The 18,062-nt window shown below is 38.2% G+C and carries 12 protein-coding genes; 6 read left to right on the forward strand and 6 right to left on the reverse strand.

Annotation, left to right across the window (positions count from 1 at the left end):
* Positions 1 to 70 precede the first annotated feature (70 nt).
* A complete protein-coding gene (locus ACSVH5_RS09490) occupies positions 71 to 1,744 on the forward strand; it encodes an Ig-like domain-containing protein (RefSeq protein WP_438061199.1) in 1,674 nt (557 codons plus the stop codon).
* Here ACSVH5_RS09490 and ACSVH5_RS09495 read toward each other — a convergent pair.
* The 4 genes from ACSVH5_RS09495 to ACSVH5_RS09510 form a co-directional block, all read right to left on the reverse strand.
* The gene (locus ACSVH5_RS09495) at positions 1,733 to 2,500 is read right to left on the reverse strand and encodes an amidohydrolase (protein WP_438061200.1); all 768 of its coding nucleotides are present in this window, start codon (positions 2,498 to 2,500) and stop codon (positions 1,733 to 1,735) included. The two genes, ACSVH5_RS09490 and ACSVH5_RS09495, sit on opposite strands and share 12 nt — an antisense overlap.
* 120 nt (positions 2,501 to 2,620) lie before the next feature.
* Complete coding sequence (locus ACSVH5_RS09500; protein WP_438061201.1) at positions 2,621 to 3,382, reverse strand: succinate dehydrogenase/fumarate reductase iron-sulfur subunit; 762 nt, start codon at positions 3,380 to 3,382, stop codon at positions 2,621 to 2,623.
* 6 nt (positions 3,383 to 3,388) lie between these two features.
* On the reverse strand, positions 3,389 to 5,398 hold the full coding sequence (locus ACSVH5_RS09505; protein ID WP_438061202.1) for a fumarate reductase/succinate dehydrogenase flavoprotein subunit: 2,010 nt from the start codon (positions 5,396 to 5,398) through the stop codon (positions 3,389 to 3,391).
* Between the two features lie 11 nt (positions 5,399 to 5,409).
* The gene (locus ACSVH5_RS09510; protein ID WP_438061203.1) at positions 5,410 to 6,075 is read right to left on the reverse strand and encodes a succinate dehydrogenase cytochrome b subunit; all 666 of its coding nucleotides are present in this window, start codon (positions 6,073 to 6,075) and stop codon (positions 5,410 to 5,412) included.
* Positions 6,076 to 6,422: 347 nt separating this feature from the next.
* Between ACSVH5_RS09510 and ACSVH5_RS09515 the strand changes: the two genes are divergently transcribed.
* On the forward strand, positions 6,423 to 7,784 hold the full coding sequence (locus tag ACSVH5_RS09515) for a hydroxymethylglutaryl-CoA synthase family protein (protein WP_438061204.1): 1,362 nt from the start codon (positions 6,423 to 6,425) through the stop codon (positions 7,782 to 7,784).
* Positions 7,785 to 7,884: 100 nt separating this feature from the next.
* On the opposite strand, the gene ACSVH5_RS09520 is transcribed toward ACSVH5_RS09515, so the two are convergent.
* On the reverse strand, positions 7,885 to 9,366 hold the full coding sequence (locus tag ACSVH5_RS09520) for a helix-turn-helix domain-containing protein (protein WP_438061205.1): 1,482 nt from the start codon (positions 9,364 to 9,366) through the stop codon (positions 7,885 to 7,887).
* Positions 9,367 to 9,486: 120 nt separating this feature from the next.
* Here ACSVH5_RS09520 and aceB point away from each other — a divergent pair, with 120 nt between their 5' ends.
* Together aceB and aceA are read left to right on the forward strand one after the other, a co-directional pair.
* Positions 9,487 to 11,088 carry a malate synthase A gene (gene aceB / locus ACSVH5_RS09525; RefSeq protein WP_438061206.1) on the forward strand — a complete coding sequence of 534 codons (1,602 nt, stop codon included), beginning with the start codon at positions 9,487 to 9,489 and terminating at the stop codon, positions 11,086 to 11,088.
* 318 nt (positions 11,089 to 11,406) lie between these two features.
* Complete coding sequence (aceA, locus tag ACSVH5_RS09530; protein ID WP_438061207.1) at positions 11,407 to 12,687, forward strand: isocitrate lyase; 1,281 nt, start codon at positions 11,407 to 11,409, stop codon at positions 12,685 to 12,687.
* A gap of 254 nt (positions 12,688 to 12,941) precedes the next feature.
* On the opposite strand, the gene ACSVH5_RS09535 is transcribed toward aceA, so the two are convergent.
* On the reverse strand, positions 12,942 to 15,566 hold the full coding sequence (locus ACSVH5_RS09535; protein ID WP_438061208.1) for a VPS10 domain-containing protein: 2,625 nt from the start codon (positions 15,564 to 15,566) through the stop codon (positions 12,942 to 12,944).
* A gap of 210 nt (positions 15,567 to 15,776) precedes the next feature.
* Here ACSVH5_RS09535 and ACSVH5_RS09540 point away from each other — a divergent pair, with 210 nt between their 5' ends.
* Both ACSVH5_RS09540 and ACSVH5_RS09545 read left to right on the forward strand, forming a co-directional pair.
* Positions 15,777 to 17,069 carry an aminopeptidase P family protein gene (locus tag ACSVH5_RS09540; RefSeq protein WP_024979971.1) on the forward strand — a complete coding sequence of 431 codons (1,293 nt, stop codon included), beginning with the start codon at positions 15,777 to 15,779 and terminating at the stop codon, positions 17,067 to 17,069.
* Between the two features lie 157 nt (positions 17,070 to 17,226).
* Positions 17,227 to 18,027 (forward strand): TIGR00266 family protein, encoded by an 801-nt coding sequence (locus ACSVH5_RS09545; RefSeq protein ID WP_438061209.1) that lies wholly within the window; start codon positions 17,227 to 17,229, stop codon positions 18,025 to 18,027.
* The last annotated feature ends 35 nt before the right edge of the window (positions 18,028 to 18,062 follow it).

The raw sequence follows: 18,062 nt of genomic DNA on the forward strand, positions 1-18,062 counted from the left end.
AAAACTCCCAAAAACATTTTAATTACAATAAATATAATTGTTATTTTGTACTTCCTAATGTTAAACAGATATGTCGCAAACTAACTACCGCTTTCTTTTGTTCCTTTTTCTTTTCATTTGTATTGGCTGTGCCAAAAAAGGAAGTATCACTGGCGGTTTAAAAGATACTATAGCCCCAACACTTAAGATTAGTTTTCCAGAAAATTATAGCACCAATTTTAAAGGCAATCAAATCAAACTTACTTTTGATGAGTATATAAAACTGAAAGGTCTGGAAAAACAACTCATCGTTTCGCCTCCCATGAAAAATGAGCCGTTGATTATTCCGTCTACCGTAACGAAATACCTTACTATTCAAATCAAAGACACTTTACAACCCAATACAACCTATAGTTTTAATTTTGGACAAAGCATTACCGATAACAACGAAGGCAATCCTTTGAACCAATTCAAGTATGTTTTTTCCACAGGACCCTATGTCGATTCACTCGCGCTTGGCGGAAGAGTGAAAGATGCTCTTGAAAAAGAAGTAGAATCGTTTGTTTCTGTAATGTTATACGAAGTGAATGAAAAATTCAAAGATTCAGTAGTCTATACAAACCCTCCAAGATACATTACCAATACGTTGGATAGCTTAAAGACATTTCGATTAGAAAATCTAAAAGCGGGAAAATACCTTTTGGTAGCTATAAAAGACCGCAATAACAACAATAAATTCAATCCCAAAACAGACAAAATTGGATTTCACAAACAATTCATCACCATCCCAAATGATACGGTGTATGAAATTGAGTTATTCAAAGAAGTACTCCCTTTTAAAGCATACAAACCATACCAAGCTTCTGGAAACCGATTGGTAGTGGCATATGATGGCAAACAAGATTTTTCGAAGTCAAAACCTAAAATTATATTGAAAAACAACACCGAAACCCTTGAAAGTATTGTTACTCAATTTCCTAAAAAAGACTCACTTCAGGTTTGGTACAAACCTATAAAGGCAGACTCTCTGTTGATAAACATCAAGAAAGAAAGCTATGTGAATGATTTTAGTATAAAAATCAAAAATCAAAAAAAGGACACTCTAAGCATCAGTGCTGTTCAGACTGGAATTTTGAATTTGAGAGAGCAATTCACATTAGAATCCTCGACACCATTAGTTAAAATTGACCCTACTAAAATTACCTTAACCGATGCTGCTGCCAAAACTGTAGTATTTACCCACCAATATGATGATTTTAATCAAAAACTAATTTTCGATTTTAAAAAAGTACCTTCTGAAAAATATGAATTCAAACTCCTTCCTGGCGCATTGACTGACTTTTTTGAAAAATCGAATGATACTTTAACATACAAACTCAACACCCGAAACGAAACAGATTATGGAAATTTAACGGTTGTTTTGAGCAATGCGAAACGATTCCCAATTATTATAGAACTCACCAATTCCAAAGGGGAAGTTTTGGCCTCAGAATTTACAGAGAAAGAAAATAAAGTCATCTTTACCTTTTTAGAGCCTGCAAATTATACCCTAAGAGCTATTTATGATGACAATAACAATCAAAAATACGATTCAGGTAATTTCTTAGAAAAAAGACAGTCCGAAGAAGTTATCTATTTCTCCAAAGAAGTAGATGTTCGAGCCAATTGGGAAGTGGAACAGTCTTTTGACCTCAGCATCCCTTACACACCCGAACCTAAAAAGAAAGAGGACAAGAAAAAAACTGTAAAAAAATCAGGATTTTAACTCAAAATCATCTTTATCGTTCAAGAAACCTAGTTTTTGTCGTGTTTCCAATAAGGCACTTTTTTCTAAAGTTGCTATAAAAACATTGTCAGCTTCTTGTGGTTCAATAATAGCCCGACCCAAATAATCTTGCACTTGTGAATGCCCGTTGTATATATGATGATTGGCATCTACTCCTATTCTATTCACCCCAATTGCATAACACATATTCTCAATCGCTCGAGCTTTGAGTAAGGTGTCCCAAGCATTTATTCGCGTATTAGGCCAATTCGCTACATAAAGCAACACATCATATTCTTCTATATTTCGTGCAAAAACAGGAAAACGCAAATCATAGCAAATCAGTGGACAAATTTTCCAACCCAAATACTCTAGGATGACTTTTTCTTTGCCAGCAGTATACTTTTTATCCTCTCCTGCTAAAGTAAACAGATGCCTTTTATCATAAAACTGTACTTCACCAGAAGGAAAAACAAACACCAATCGGTTATAGAAATTTCCTTTATCGGCAATAACCAAACTCCCAGTTATGGCTGCATTTTTTTCTTTAGCCAACTGTTGCAACCACACCATCGTTTCGCCTTGTGTTGTTTCTGCTACCAAATTAGGATGCATCGTAAAACCTGAAGTAAACATTTCAGGCAATACAATTAGGTCAACTGGTTCACCAATCGCATTGATTTTTTCTTCAAAATGAATTCGATTTGCTGCTGGATTTTCCCAGACTAAAGCAGTTTGTAGAATGGCTATTTTCATAATTTAAATTTAGTAAAAATTGATTATAAACACATAAGCAAAACAAAATCCGTCTAGTCAAGACATAAAAAAGCGCATCCATTTGGATGCGCTTTTTTCTTTTTATCTTGATTAAAGCAATTATTTCAAACTTGCTGCCAAATACTCTCTGTTCATACGAGCAATGTTCTCTAAAGAAATTCCTTTTGGACATTCTATTTCGCAAGCCCCAGTGTTGGTACAGTTTCCGAATCCTTCTTCATCCATCTGACGCACCATGTTCAATACACGATTTGTAGCTTCTACTTTTCCTTGTGGTAAAAGTGCGTACTGTGAAACTTTAGCTCCAACGAACAACATCGCTGAACCATTTTTGCAAGTAGCTACACAGGCTCCACAACCAATACAAGCTGCTGCTTCAAAAGCTCTATCTGCATCGTGTTTTGGGATTGGAATAGCATTCGCATCCATTGTTCTACCAGAAGTATTTACAGAAACGAAACCTCCCGCTTGTTGGATTCTATCAAATGAAGAACGATCTACAACTAAATCTTTGATTACTGGGAAAGCAGCACTTCTCCATGGTTCAATGTAAATTGTATCACCATCGTTGAACATTCTCATGTGCAATTGACAAGTAGTAATTCCTGTATCTGGTCCGTGAGCACGCCCGTTGATGTATAAAGAACACATTCCGCAGATTCCCTCACGACAGTCGTGGTCAAAAGCGATAGGTTCTTTTCTTTCACTAACTAATTGCTCGTTTAATTGGTCTAACATTTCCAAAAACGAACTGGCAGTAGAAACGTTATCTAATTTATAACTTTCCATGCTTCCTTTTGATTTAGCATTCTTTTGACGCCAAATTTTAAGGTTTATATTGATATTTTTTGCTGCGCTCATGATTTTCTATTTGTAATTTCTAGCTGCTATTTTAATAAACTCGTATTTCAATTCTTCTTTGTGAAGTACCTCTTGATTAATGTCATAGCCCATATACTCCCATGCGCCAACAAACTTAAAGTTTTCATCATCACGAAGCGTTTCACCTTCAGCATCTTGATATTCCTCACGGAAGTGACCACCACAAGATTCTTTACGTTGTAATGCATCAATCGCCATCAATTGCCCTAATTCAATAAAATCAGCTACACGAAGTGCTTTTTCTAATTCTGGGTTCAATTCATCAGCACTTCCTGGAACAAAAACATCTTTGTAAAATTCTTCTTTTAAGGCTGCAATTTCTTGAATAGCATCTTTCAATCCTTTCTCATTACGTCCCATACCCACTTTATTCCACATAATCAAACCTAAGCGTTTGTGGAAATGATCTACAGTTTTGGTCCCGTTATTGTTCAAGAATTTTTCGATACTTGCTTTCACATTGTTTTCAGCTTCAACGAATTCTGGCAAATCAGTAGAAATTTTTCCTGTACGAATATCATCGGCTAAATAATCAGAAACTGTGTAAGGCAATACAAAATAACCATCAGCTAAACCTTGCATCAAAGCAGAAGCTCCTAAACGGTTCGCTCCGTGATCAGAGAAATTAGCTTCCCCAGCTACGAAACAACCCGGAATTGTAGATTGCAAGTTATAATCAACCCAAACACCACCCATAGTATAGTGAACCGCTGGATAAATCTTCATTGGCGTTTCATATGGATTTTCGTCAGTGATTTTTTGATACATAGTAAACAAGTTACCATATTTCTCCTCTAACCATTTTTTCCCAAGTGAAGTAATTTCCTCTTGAGATGGATTGTGATTTCCTTTGGCGTAAGCTACTTGTTTTCCTTTAGATTGAATTTCAGAAGAGAAATCCAAATAAACTCCTTCATTCGTATCGTTAGCTTCAATTCCGTGACCAGCATCACAAACTTCTTTAGCAGCTCTAGAGGCTACGTCACGAGGCACTAAGTTACCGAAAGCAGGGTATTTTCTTTCTAAGTAGTAATCTCTATCTTCTTCTGCAATTTGTGTTGGCTTTAATTTACCCGCACGAATCGCTTCAGCATCTTCTTTTTTCTTTGGCACCCAAATACGTCCTGAGTTTCTTAATGACTCAGACATCAAAGTCAATTTCGATTGATTGGTACCGTGAACTGGAATACAAGTTGGGTGAATTTGCACATAACAAGGGTTAGCAAACAAAGCACCTTGTTTGTGAATTTTCCAAGCTGCTGTTACGTTTGACCCCATAGCATTAGTAGAAAGGAAATACACATTTCCGTATCCTCCAGTTGCTATAATTACAGCGTGAGCAGAGTGGCGCTCTAATTCACCAGTAACCAAGTTACGTGCAATGATTCCACGAGCTTTACCATTTACTTTTACTAATTCCAACATTTCATGACGGTTGTACATGTCAACTTTACCAAGTCCAATTTGTCTTGATAATGCAGAATAAGCACCCAACAACAATTGTTGCCCAGTTTGTCCTGCTGCATAAAACGTACGTTGTACTTGAGTTCCTCCAAAAGAACGATTATCAAGCAATCCGCCGTAATCACGTGCAAAAGGAACTCCTTGAGCCACACATTGGTCAATAATATTGCTTGATACTTCTGCTAAACGGTGAACGTTAGCTTCACGTGCTCTATAATCTCCTCCTTTGATGGTATCGTAAAACAAACGGAAGGTACTATCTCCGTCATTTTGGTAGTTTTTAGCCGCATTAATACCTCCTTGTGCAGCAATAGAGTGCGCACGACGAGGAGAATCTTGATAACAAAACGCTTTTACATTGTACCCCATTTCAGCAAATGATGCCGCAGCAGAAGCCCCTGCTAATCCTGTTCCAACAACAATAATATCAATTTTTGGTCGATTGTTCGGAGCAACTAATTTTAAGTGATCTTTATAATCGGTCCACTTTTGAGAAATGTGACCTTCTGGTATTTTAGAATCTAATTTCATTTTGATTGATATTAATGATTAAAATGATGAAATAACGCAATAAATATGAATCCGAACGGAACCACAATTGCAAACGCGTATCCTAATTTTTGAATAGTAGAAGAAAACTTATTATTGAATCCTACTGATTGAAAAGAAGAACTGAAACCATGCCATAAGTGTAGTGCCAATAATACAAAAGCACCAACGTAAATACCTGTACGTACTGGACTCTCGAATTTATGAACCAATTCTTCAAAATAGCGAGTTTCGTTAATTGCACCAACCTCTACATATTTATAGGTAATTTCGTGTACCCAAAAATCATAAAAGTGCAATCCTAAGAAAGCCAAAACTACCAATCCAGAAATAATCATATTTCTAGAAGCCCATGAAGCATTTGCTGCTCCATCATATTTGGCATAAGCTACTGGTCGTGCTTTTTTGTTTTGCAATTCCAAAACTATCCCCATAACGAAGTGAAAAATCACTCCAGCAATAAGAATAGGTTGCATAACAAATTGGATTACTGGGTTATAGCCCATAAAGTGAGACATTGCATTAAAAGTATCCGCACTAAAAACCGATATCATATTAATGAAAAAATGCAATGACAAGAAAGTAATTAAGAAAAGTCCCGAAAGTGCCATTGCCACTTTTCTGGCTATGGAAGACTTTAACAATGCAGTTTGTGCCATAATGTTTTTATATAGATTATTAAAAATTTCACACAAAAATAAGCGAATTACTCATGAACCACAACCTTTTTACAGCTATTTATAATGATTTTAAAGTGTTTAACATCCTACTGTTTTTCAGGTGCTTTTGGGTTTTAACCTCTAAACAAAACTTAAAAAAAGGAAAAAAAACAATTACCATATCTACAGTATTTTTGACCAAAAAGAAACTAAAATTACAGATTTACTAACAAAGCTTTTTGTTTTGCTTTTAATCAAAAAAAATGCATGACATAAATGCAATATTCACCCAAAAACCTTGTATTTGCGAGCTGTCATTTTACCTTTGCAATAGAAAAATTTATACCATGAAAATCGGAATTGACGCCCTATCTTTTGACGTAGCCAAAATACACTTACCTATACAAACCTTAGCAGAAGCTCGAAATATAGAACCCGCAAAATTGCAAAAAGGACTCGGATTGACGAATATGACCCTCGCCGATGCCCATCAAGACACTGTAGTATTTGGAGCCAATGCTTTAACCAGACTCATCCAGGATCAAAATATTACCTTAAACGAGATCTCCAGAATTTACGTAGGAACCGAAAGCAGTATCGACAGTTCAAAACCCATCGCTTCGTTTTTGGTAGCCTTGATGGAACAAAAATTTGGAGCAAACAGTTTAAACCATTGCGATGCCGTTGATTTTACTTTTGCCTGCATTGGTGGAGTGGATGCGATGCAAAACTGTTTGGATTTTGTAAAATTAAATCCCACCAAAAAAGCCATTGTTGTCACTACAGATTTTGCCAAATACGACCTCAACTCCACTGGAGAATACACCCAAGGCGCAGGTGCTGTAGCCATACTCATCTCTGCTAACCCAAGAATTATTGCTTTTGACAACCATTGGGGGATAAGTACCAAAGGCGTATTTGACTTTTTTAAACCTTACAGAACAGTAACCAAAGAAGCCATAACAGGCAATACCCACAACGAAACTTGGTTTGACAACTTAGAATGCAAAATCGAAATCCACAAAGACCAACCGGTGTTTGATGGACAGTATTCGAACCAATGCTATATGGACCGTACCAAAGATGCTTACTTTGCTTTCAAAAAAGCAAAAAATACTTCTGAAACGATTTATAACAGCTGGAAAAGCATTGTAATGCACTTACCGTATGCCTTTCAAGGACGACGTATGTTGACAGAAATTTATGCTTTAGATGCAACCGAAGCCATTATTACCGGAAACGAAACCCCAGAAGAATACCAAAACAAACTCAAAGAAATCAGCAAAACACCCGCTTATCAAGATTTTGTGAGTCAAAAATTGCAACCTGCAGAAATCGCTTCCTCTTTGATTGGAAACTTATATACGGGTTCTATTTTTATGGGATTGTTATCAACTTTAGCGCATTTTTCAGAGAGCAACACTGAAATTGCCAACGAAAAAATGGGCTTTTTAGCCTATGGAAGTGGCTCTAAATCGAAAGTTTTCGAGGGGACCATTCAAGCCGAATGGAAAAAAGCCTTGCAACCTGTAGCACTATTTGAAACGCTAGAAAAAAGCGTCGCTATTGATTTTGAAACCTACGAAAAACTCCACAAAAAGGAACAAAAGCAAAGTATTCGCACCCCACAAAACGAATGGGTTTTGGATCGTATCGAAAACGAAAATCCCAACTTACTAGGGGCTCGTTATTACAAATGGATGGAGTAGAAACTAAATTATAAAAAACAGATTTCATTGATTTACAATAAATTAATGAAATCTGTATATAAAATACTACACAACTTCTAACACAGCACGAAACTATATTTTAACTAAACTTCGTCATATATTGCTGAACGATGGCTTCGGTGTTTTCGTTGCGTATTTTTTGATTGAGATGAATCGGTTCGGAGGCGCGTTCTTGGCAATCTTTCACGGCACATGTTTCGCAAGTTACGCCCACCAATTGCCTTGGCACCACATCGCCTTCTAAGAATTTGAACTTTTTCTTTACTGATGGCGTGATTAAAATCCCCACCGAAATACTACGCAAACAATCTTTCTTAAACGGATCAGGAGTAGCCGAGGAAAACACTAAATATTCATTGCTACTGTTTTCATAACGTGAGACTTGCGCATCAAAAAAATGCATCTTGCCTAGTTGCAACAATTGCTCAATAGTTTTAATCGACACCCATCTGCGGCAGTAGTGCTCGTTCATTTCGTTGGCGTGCGGCTCTTGCTGATTGGTAATATGTAGTTCCTTTTTGATTTGGTAGGTATCGGCGCCTATTTTGTGAGACAAACGCAAGAAAAATAAGTTTTTCAAATTAAAATCCTTCGGCAAAATATTCGTCAATCGCTGATAGAAGGATTCTGGCGAGACGTTGAATTGCGTCATCAATTGCACCATTTCTTGTGGTTTTGGATTTTCTTTGGCCAAAAATAAATTCAATTCATCAATCAACTTTTGTCTAGGCAACAACAAAGCGCCTGCAAAATAAGACGCGTAAAAATTATTCAAGACTTGGTCAAAATTGTCGAATTTAATCCAACTGAACGTATACAAACGCTCTTTGATTTCCATAAAATTATAAGCGATTTCTTTGGCCAATACAAAAGCCTTTTGCCCTTCGTCAATTTCGTCTGAAAGCAACAAGGTTTTGCTCGTTGGCACATAAATAGAGCGTAAATCCCCCATTTCTTCTTGCTCAGAAAACACCAATTCATGAATCGTATACCCATACTCTTCGATCAAAATAGCCTTTAACTCCTCGATAGAAATGTTTGTGGTTACATCTACGTGAAAGGCTTTGCAAAACAACAATACCTTTTCTTCTAACTCTTCAAAATAGTTGTTGTGCGCTTCTTGGTAGGAACGCAACGAAGCCAAAAAGAAACTTTCGCGTGACAAATTATAATGTTGTGCGATTTCTATAATCGTACTAATAAAAGCCGTCACTTTTGCAGGCGCATTGGCGATAATATCAATCAAATCGGCTTCTTGGATTCCGAATAACTCCAAAGGAATTTCCTTCAGAATCCCCGAGGTGAGGATTTCTCCAATTGGTGCTAGATTATTATCGAGTTTTAATGACACCAAATGATCATAGGTCACCTCTAATTTATCAGCTAACAGAATAATTTTATCTGTTTTGGGATATTTTTTTCCTTTTTCGATTTCGTTCAAATACGATTTGGACAAGTCCGTAATCTTCGCCAAACCAAATAAAGACAAATCCTTATTCATTCGAGCCTGCTTGAGTTTAAGCCCGAAAATCAACTTAATATAATCTTTCTCTACGTTCATAAAATCAAAGATAAACTAAAAAAACAAAAGTCGCAAAAAACATTTTTTTCATTTTTTGCGAACGTTCGCTTGTTTTATAAAAAACTTTTTGTAGTATTGCAATATCAAAATGAACTAGTTATGAAAACACTAACCGAAATCACCGAAAAAAAATGGCAATTTTTGAATGAAGAAATTGCACAACACGAAAACATTTTAACTGAAGAAGCCATCGATTTTTTAATTGCGCTGCACGAAAATTTCAACGCCAAAAGACTACAACTTTTGGAAGCCCGTAAAGCACAACAAGTCCAATTTGATAATGGCGTGTTACCCACGTTCCCTTTGGAAACCAAAAGCATTAGAGAAAGCAACTGGCAAGCCGCTCCTATCCCAAAGGACTTATTGGATAGACGTGTAGAAATTACAGGGCCAGTTGACCGCAAAATGGTGATTAACGCGTTGAACTCGGGTGCCAAAACCTTTATGGCTGATTTTGAAGACAGCACTTCGCCTACTTGGGACAACATAATGGAAGGGCAACAAAACCTAAAAGATGCCGTAAACAAAACCATTACACTAGTAGACCCTATTAAAAACAAAACTTATACTCTTAAAGACTCAACTGCTGTTTTGATTGTGCGTCCAAGAGGATTGCACTTGAACGAAAAGCACATCTTAATAGAAGACGAAGAAGCTTCTGGCTCATTGATTGACTTTGGATTGTATGCTTTTCATAATCACGACCAATTGGCCAGAAACGGTTCGGCTCCTTATTTTTACTTACCCAAACTAGAACACTATTTGGAAGCCAGATGGTGGAACGAAGTGTTTGAATTTGCACAAGAATACCTTGGCGAACAACACGGCACGTTTAAAGCAACGGTTTTGATTGAAACGATAACCGCAAGTTTTCAGTTGGACGAAATTATCTACGAATTAAGAGACCATATCGTAGGCTTGAACTGCGGGCGTTGGGATTACATTTTTTCATACATCAAAAAATTCAGAAACAATCCTGCCTTTATCGTTCCGAATCGAGACCAAGTAACGATGACTTCGCCTTTTATGGACGCGTATTCAAAATTGGTGATTCAGCGTTGTCACAAACGCAACATTCACGCAATGGGCGGAATGGCAGCACAAATTCCGATTAAGAATGACCCCGAAGCCAACGAAATCGCCTTCAAAAAAGTGATTGCAGACAAAGAAAGAGAAGCCAGAAATGGACACGACGGAACTTGGGTAGCGCATCCTGATTTGGTGCCGATAGCGATGAAAGTGTTCAATGAAAATATGATGACCAAAAATCATATTCACATCAAAAGAGCTGATTTGCACATTACGGAAGCCGATTTGTTGCAAATTCCAGTGGGCACCATTACCGAGGAAGGGATTCGCAAAAACATAAATGTAGCCGTGCTGTACATCACTTCTTGGTTAAATGGTCAAGGCGCAGCAGCCATACATCAATTAATGGAGGATGCCGCCACAGCCGAAATCTCGAGATCACAATTATGGCAATGGCTTCAAAATGAGGTGACCTTAGATTCAGGAGAAAAATTAACGACCAAATTGTACCACCGCATTGCTATGGAGGAATATGAAAAAATCAGAAAGCAAGTGGGTGACCGAGCACACGAGGAGGAAAACTACATCGTGGCAGAAAAATTACTGGACCAACTGGTAGTGAACAAAAAATTTGTAGAGTTCTTGACGATACCGGGTTATAAGTATTTGTAGGGCTTAACAAAGTAAGCCACGAATTCCACAGATGAACACCAATTTTTCTTGCTTTAATTAAACGAATCATAGCAACAAATAAAATTGGCATTTAAAACCTTGCGTCTATTGTTTTTCCAGAAAATCAGATTGCTGGCTTTTAGCCCCGATCGCAGTGGCATCCTCTGGACTCGCGAACGAGCGAGGGCAGAGATATAACGGAGAGCGGGACCCCTATTCACTGAAAAAGCCCTTTGCTGGCCGCTCCTGAACCTACTTTTCAACAAATTGAAATCATAAAAACGAAAATAAAAAACCAAAAAACTTAAATTAAAAACCATGAAAACCACCGAAACACGCATTCAAGAATTAGTAACTGATTGGTTAACGAACCCAAGATGGGAAGGCATCGAACGTCCTTACACCGCAGAAGAAGTAGTGCAATTACAAGGTTCGTACCATATCGAACATAGTATCGCTAGAATGGGCGCAACTAAACTTTGGAACAGATTGAAATCGCAGGATTTTGTTGCCGGATTAGGCGCATTGACCGGTAATCAAGCCATTCAAGAAGTGGAAGCTGGACTCGAAGCAATTTACTTGAGCGGCTGGCAAGTAGCAGCCGATGCAAATGTGGCGGGCGAAATGTATCCTGACCAATCGTTGTATCCTGCCAACAGTGTTCCGTTGGTTGTAAAAAGAATCAACAACGCTTTGTTGCGCGCTGACCAAATTCAAGTGGTGAACAAAACCGCAGATAAAAAAGACTATTTGGTTCCGATTGTTGCGGATGCTGAAGCAGGTTTTGGAGGAAACTTGAACGCTTTTGAATTGATGAAGTCGATGATTGAAGCAGGCGCAGCGGGTGTACACTTTGAAGACCAATTGAGTTCTGCTAAAAAATGCGGGCACTTGGGGGGGAAAGTTTTGGTTCCTACGCAAGAAGCCATCAATAAATTAATCGCTGCGCGTTTGGCTGCCGACGTAATGGGAACGCCAACCCTGATTGTGGCAAGAACCGACGCAGATGCTGCGAACTTATTGACAAGCGATATCGACCCAAGAGATGCAAAATTCATCACAGGAGAAAAAACAGACGAAGGCTTCTTCTACGTAAACTGTGGCGTGGAGCAAGGTATTGATCGAGGATTGAGTTATGCACCGTATGCCGATTTGATTTGGATGGAAACCAGCAACCCAGATTTAGCTTACGCAAAACAATTTGCCGATGCGATTCACGCGAAATATCCAGGAAAAATGTTGGCTTACAACTGTTCGCCTTCCTTCAACTGGGCGGCGAAATTATCAGTTGCTGAAATGGAAACCTTTAGAGAAGACTTAGCAGCTATGGGGTATAAATTCCAATTCATTACTTTGGCTGGATTCCACGCTTTGAACACGAGTATGTTTGAATTGTCTAAAGCTTACAAAGAAAGAGGTATGGCGGGCTACTCTGAATTGCAAGAAAGAGAATTTGCCTTGCAACAACACGGTTTTAGAGCCGTAAAACACCAAGGTTTTGTGGGAACGAGCTATTTTGATGCCGTTCAAAATACGGTTACTACCGGAAAAGCGTCTACAACCGCAATGAAAGACTCGACAGAAGTGGCACAATTTTAAAAATATTTTAGAAGTTTAATTGTTAAAGATGTTTGTCAAAAAAAGGCACGAAACCAACTTGGAATCGTGCCTTTTGTTTTAGTTTTTAATCGTGTCTATACGAAAATCTTTGTCGAAATTTAACCGCAAGGTTCGCAAAGGTTTACGCAAGGTTCGCAAAAAACTTAAATGCCTTAAATGGTTCAAAAAAAAGTTATAAGTCATAACCTTTCAAAGTTAAACCCACATAATTGATAGTTGCTTTTCCAAACAGATTATTTAGGCGCTACAATTTCGAAAGGTGTTGTCGCTTTCTCTTTGTCTTTAGAAAGTGTCCAAGTGTATTTAGCGACTGGCAAATAATACTTGCCGTTTTTCGCAGGAGTTATTTTTAGCTTTTTATCTTTTGCCATCCATTTGTCGGCCGTAGCTTTGTCGATGGCTAAATCATAAACCACTTTGTTCAATCCTTTTTGAGCGGAAACAGTAGTTGAATACACGATTTCTTTAGCCGCATTTTCTAATTGAACGATTACCTTTCCAGCGGAATTGGTATAAAACCAAAGCTCATTTTTTGGAATAAATTCGTCACCCCAAGCGCCACGTTTCGAACCCCATCTTTCGGATTTGGTCGTGTTTTTGACTTCATACACATAAAGAGTTTTGTCTAAAACCTCTTTTTTCAATTCTTGTACTTGTTTCAAACTTACTTTGTATACCGAGCGTCCGTGTGTGCCCACAATTAAATCTTTGGCTTTCTTTTGAATCACCAAATCGTGCACTGCTACAGGTGGCATTCCGTTAGAGAAATCTTGCCAAAAAGCACCACCATCTACAGAAATATAAAGACCATTATCTGTCCCTACATACAACACGCTATCTAAAACAGGGTCTTCTATAATTACATTCACAGGACTTGCAGGAAGATTGTTCGCTATACTTTTCCAAGTTTGTCCTTGATCTTCTGAAACATAGACATAACTTGTAAAATCATCATTGCGGTACCCGTTGAGCGTTACATAAACGCGTTCTTTTTTGTGCGCCGAAGCTACTACTCTACTGACCCATAGATTTTGTGGCAAAGTAGTCGAAATTACTTTCCAACTCTCACCTCCTTTGTTGGTAAATTGCACTAAACCATCATCGCTACCTGTATACAACATTCCAAACTCGAAAGGACTTTCGCTGATGGTGGTCAAGGTTCCAAAAGCTACATTTCCTTGTTTACCTCCTTGAGTTAAATCGGGTGAAATGGTCGTCCAAGTATCGCCTTGATTCATCGAACGGTGTAAAAAATTGGAACCTAAATACAAAATGTCTTGATTGTGAGATGACAATAAAATAGGCGATTGCCAATTGTATCGATACGGTTTATCTCCTTTTTTGGCTTTTGGCGCAATGAACTTACTTTTAGATTCATCAGCGCGATTGATGCGGTAATAACTTCCGTATTGGTAGCCAGTAAAAACGATATTAGGATTCCGCTTATCGATTTGCACTTGCATCCCATCGCCTCCCATTAATCTCGCATAAGGATATTTTCCTTCTTGTTGCCAGCCAATAGAAGCATTGTAATTACTCGCACCAACCCAAACGCCATTATCCTGCAAACCACCATAAATATTATAAGGTTCTTGTTCATCAACATTCACGGCATAAAACTGTCCCACTGGAATACTGTTGCATAACTGCCACGATTTTCCATTATCATAGGTAATATTCAAACCGCCGTCATTTCCGTTAACCAAATGATTCGGATTGTTAGGATTGATCCAAACCACGTGATGATCGGAGTGCACATTGTCACCATCAATGGCTTGAAATGTTTTGCCTCCATTATCTGAAAACAATAACGGAACACCTGTAATATAAATTCGTTCTTGATTTTTTGGGTCTACCGTGATGTCACCAAAATAATAGCCGTAGCTAGAATAAAAATCATCAATAAAACTAGTATTGGTTTTTACCCAAGTTTTTCCTCCGTTACTAGATTTGAAAACTTCGGCACCAATTACCTCTGGATCTTCATCGTTGGGATCTTTTTCTTTTTTAGCCGAAGGACGCATTTTTTGATTATCCATCACCGCATAAATGATGTCTGAAGTAAAAGCTGATAATCCAATACGTCCGACAAATTCATCCGAAGGAAAGCCACTTTCTGGGGTAGAAATCAACTGCCAAGTCGATCCAGCATCGGTACTTTTATAAATACCAGAAGCTTTTCCGTTTCCATTGAAATTGTGTGCTTTTCTATCTTTTTGCCAAGCACTGGCGTACATAACGTCAAAATTACTTTCGGCCACAGCCATATCAATCACTCCGGTTTCATCATTTACAAACAAAACCTGTTGCCATGATTTTCCACCATCGGTTGTTTTAAAAATGCCTCTTTCCTTATTTTTGGTATATAAATGTCCCGCTACTCCAACAACAATCTCTTGGCTGTTTTTGGGGTTAACCAAAATTTTACTGATGTGATGGCTATCTGTCAATCCAATATTTTTCCAAGTCTTTCCTTTATCAAAGGATTGCAACAAACCTATTCCTGCATAAGAAGATCTTGAAGAATTTACTTCTCCGGTACCCACCAAAATCATTCCTGATTTCCAGTCCACAAATACAGAACCACAGTTTAGTGTAGGCGCCGTGTCCATGACAGGCTCCATTCGCAATCCATTCGTATTCGAATACCACAACCCACCTGAAGCATAAGCTACATAAAATTCGATAGGATTCTCAGGATTTACTGCCACGTCAACTACGCGGCCACTCATTACCGTGGGTCCCACATTTTGTAAAGTCAACTCTTGAAACAAAGAGGGCGTTGTGGTAGTAGTACCATTTTGGCCCCAGGAAACACTAAAGATCAAGGCACTGATTAAGAAGGCAATTTTTTTCATATATAGATACTATTTGATTTTACAAGAATAACGAATCGCATAAATATTCATCTTTTTTTGACCATTTTAAGGCCTTGCGACTTTCATTTATATCAATTTTGAACGAAAATTAAGCATTAATATAGAGACTCAAAAATTTTATACCCAAATTAACAACCGTTTCTACTAAAGTTACTATTTTTGAGTATTACTAATAAATAATTGGTTGTTATGAAATATCATCAAATAAACAGTGGGCTTTTTGTAAAAAATAGAGAAAAATTCACTGCTCAAATGAAACCGAAAAGCGTTGCGGTTTTTAATTCAAACGACATATATCCTGTTTCTGCCGATAGTACTTTACCTTTTGCACAACATCGAGATATTTTCTATTTATCGGGTGTAGATCAAGAAGAAAGCATTTTGTTGTTATTCCCGGACGCACCTTACGAACACTTGAAAGAAATCCTTTTCTTGAGAGAAACCAATGAGCATATTGCGATTTGGGAAGGCGAAAAACTAACCAAAGAACGTGCGTTTCAAGTATCTGGAATCAAAACGGTTTTCTGGCTACAAGATTTTGACAAAACCTTGAAAGAAATTATGATGTATGCCGAAGTAATGTACATCAACACAAACGAACACTATCGTTCAGCCGTAGAAACAGAAACTCGCGAAGACCGTTTTATCAAAAAATGGAAAGCACAATATCCAGCGCATACCGTAGCCAAAAGCAACCCAATTTTGCAACGCATTCGCTCCATAAAAGAAACCGAAGAAATCGATTTGATCCAACAAGCGTGTAACATCACCGAGAAGGGATTCCGTCGTTTGCTTTCGTTTGTGAAACCCAACGTAATGGAGTATGAGGTCGAAGCCGAATTGATTCACGAGTTCGTTCGCAACCGTTCCAAAGGGTTTGCCTACACACCCATTATCGCTTCTGGAAATAATGCCAATGTATTGCACTACATCGAAAACAACCAACAATGCAAAGCGGGCGATTTACTATTGCTTGATGTAGCGGCAGAGTACGCCAATTATTCAAGCGATTTAACCCGTACCATACCAGTTTCTGGTCGCTATTCTGAAAGACAAAAAGCCGTTTACAACGCAGTACTTCGTGTGAAAAACGAAGCCACAAAAATGCTTACTCCGGGTACCCTTTGGAAACAATATCACGTAGAAGTGGGTAAAATTATGACTTCAGAATTATTAGGTTTAGGTCTGATTGACAAAGCCGACGTTCAAAACGAAAATCCTGATTGGCCAGCTTACAAAAAATATTTTATGCACGGGACTTCGCACCATATGGGACTCGACACACACGATTATGGATTGCTCCACGAACCGATGGAAGCCAATATGGTGTTCACCGTAGAACCTGGAATTTATATTCCTGCCGAAGGTTTCGGTATCCGAATTGAAGACGATGTGGTGATTCAAAAATCGGGAGAACCGTTCAATTTGATGCGCAACATTCCGATCGAAGCAGACGAAATTGAGAGCTTAATGAACGCTTAAAAATAGAACACGAAGTACACTAATTCTCGCGAAAAAGTAGAATTCAAAATAAATACAACTAACGGCATCTTTTTCTGGATGCCGTTTTTTTATGCCCAAAAATGTAACATTTCATTTTAACCACTTACTAATTTCCTAAACGGTAAAACACAAAATCATGATAGCACACGAAATAGACTACCATATTTATGGCGAAGAAATGCAATATGTAGAAATAGAACTCGACCCACAAGAAATTGTCATTGCCGAAGCAGGGAGCTTTATGATGATGGACAATGGCATCCAAATGGAAACTATTTTTGGCGACGGTTCCCAACAACAATCTGGTTTGTTTGGCAAATTACTAAGCGCAGGAAAAAGAGTTTTAACAGGAGAAAGTCTGTTCATGACGGCTTTTATCAATCAAAATTACAACAAAAGCAAAGTCTCTTTTGCCTCGCCCTATCCCGGAAAAATCATTCCCATTGATTTGAGACAATTTCGCGGAAAATTCATTTGCCAGAAGAACGCGTTCCTTTGCGCTGCCAAAGGCGTAGCCGTTGGCATTGAATTCTCCAAAAAATTAGGCACAGGACTTTTTGGTGGCGAAGGTTTCATCATGCAAAAACTAGAAGGCGACGGAATGGCTTTTGTACATTCGGGCGGAACTCTAGCCAAAAAAGAATTACAACCTGGCGAAATCCTAAAAGTAGACACCGGCTGTATCGTAGGTTTCACCCAAGATGTCGATTATGATATCGAGTTTATTGGCGGCATCAAAAACTCTCTTTTTGGTGGCGAAGGCTTGTTCTATGCGACTTTGCGTGGCCCTGGAACAGTATATATTCAATCGCTTCCGTTCTCTAGATTGGCGGATCGTATCATTGCTTCAGCCCCAAGAGCTGGTGGAAGTAGCCGTGAAGAAGGCAGCCTTTTGGGCGGACTCGGCAATCTTTTAGACGGCGATAACCGCTTTTAATAGCAAAAAAAAATTCAAAACACCTTACCCCAAAA

The organism is Flavobacterium sp. RSSA_27, assembly GCF_051547125.1.
In the GTDB taxonomy this organism is placed as follows: Bacteria; Bacteroidota; Bacteroidia; order Flavobacteriales; family Flavobacteriaceae; genus Flavobacterium.

What these genes read in the sequence shown, in the direction of transcription:
- ACSVH5_RS09490 (WP_438061199.1), top strand. Translation starts at nt 71, where the DNA reads ATGTCGCAAACTAACTACCGCTTTCTTTTGTTCCTTTTTCTTTTCATT.
- ACSVH5_RS09495 (WP_438061200.1), bottom strand. Translation starts at nt 2,500, where the DNA reads ATGAAAATAGCCATTCTACAAACTGCTTTAGTCTGGGAAAATCCAGCA.
- ACSVH5_RS09500 (WP_438061201.1), bottom strand. Translation starts at nt 3,382, where the DNA reads ATGAGCGCAGCAAAAAATATCAATATAAACCTTAAAATTTGGCGTCAA.
- ACSVH5_RS09505 (WP_438061202.1), bottom strand. Translation starts at nt 5,398, where the DNA reads ATGAAATTAGATTCTAAAATACCAGAAGGTCACATTTCTCAAAAGTGG.
- ACSVH5_RS09510 (WP_438061203.1), bottom strand. Translation starts at nt 6,075, where the DNA reads ATGGCACAAACTGCATTGTTAAAGTCTTCCATAGCCAGAAAAGTGGCA.
- ACSVH5_RS09515 (WP_438061204.1), top strand. Translation starts at nt 6,423, where the DNA reads ATGAAAATCGGAATTGACGCCCTATCTTTTGACGTAGCCAAAATACAC.
- ACSVH5_RS09520 (WP_438061205.1), bottom strand. Translation starts at nt 9,366, where the DNA reads ATGAACGTAGAGAAAGATTATATTAAGTTGATTTTCGGGCTTAAACTC.
- aceB (WP_438061206.1), top strand. Translation starts at nt 9,487, where the DNA reads ATGAAAACACTAACCGAAATCACCGAAAAAAAATGGCAATTTTTGAAT.
- aceA (WP_438061207.1), top strand. Translation starts at nt 11,407, where the DNA reads ATGAAAACCACCGAAACACGCATTCAAGAATTAGTAACTGATTGGTTA.
- ACSVH5_RS09535 (WP_438061208.1), bottom strand. Translation starts at nt 15,566, where the DNA reads ATGAAAAAAATTGCCTTCTTAATCAGTGCCTTGATCTTTAGTGTTTCC.
- ACSVH5_RS09540 (WP_024979971.1), top strand. Translation starts at nt 15,777, where the DNA reads ATGAAATATCATCAAATAAACAGTGGGCTTTTTGTAAAAAATAGAGAA.
- ACSVH5_RS09545 (WP_438061209.1), top strand. Translation starts at nt 17,227, where the DNA reads ATGATAGCACACGAAATAGACTACCATATTTATGGCGAAGAAATGCAA.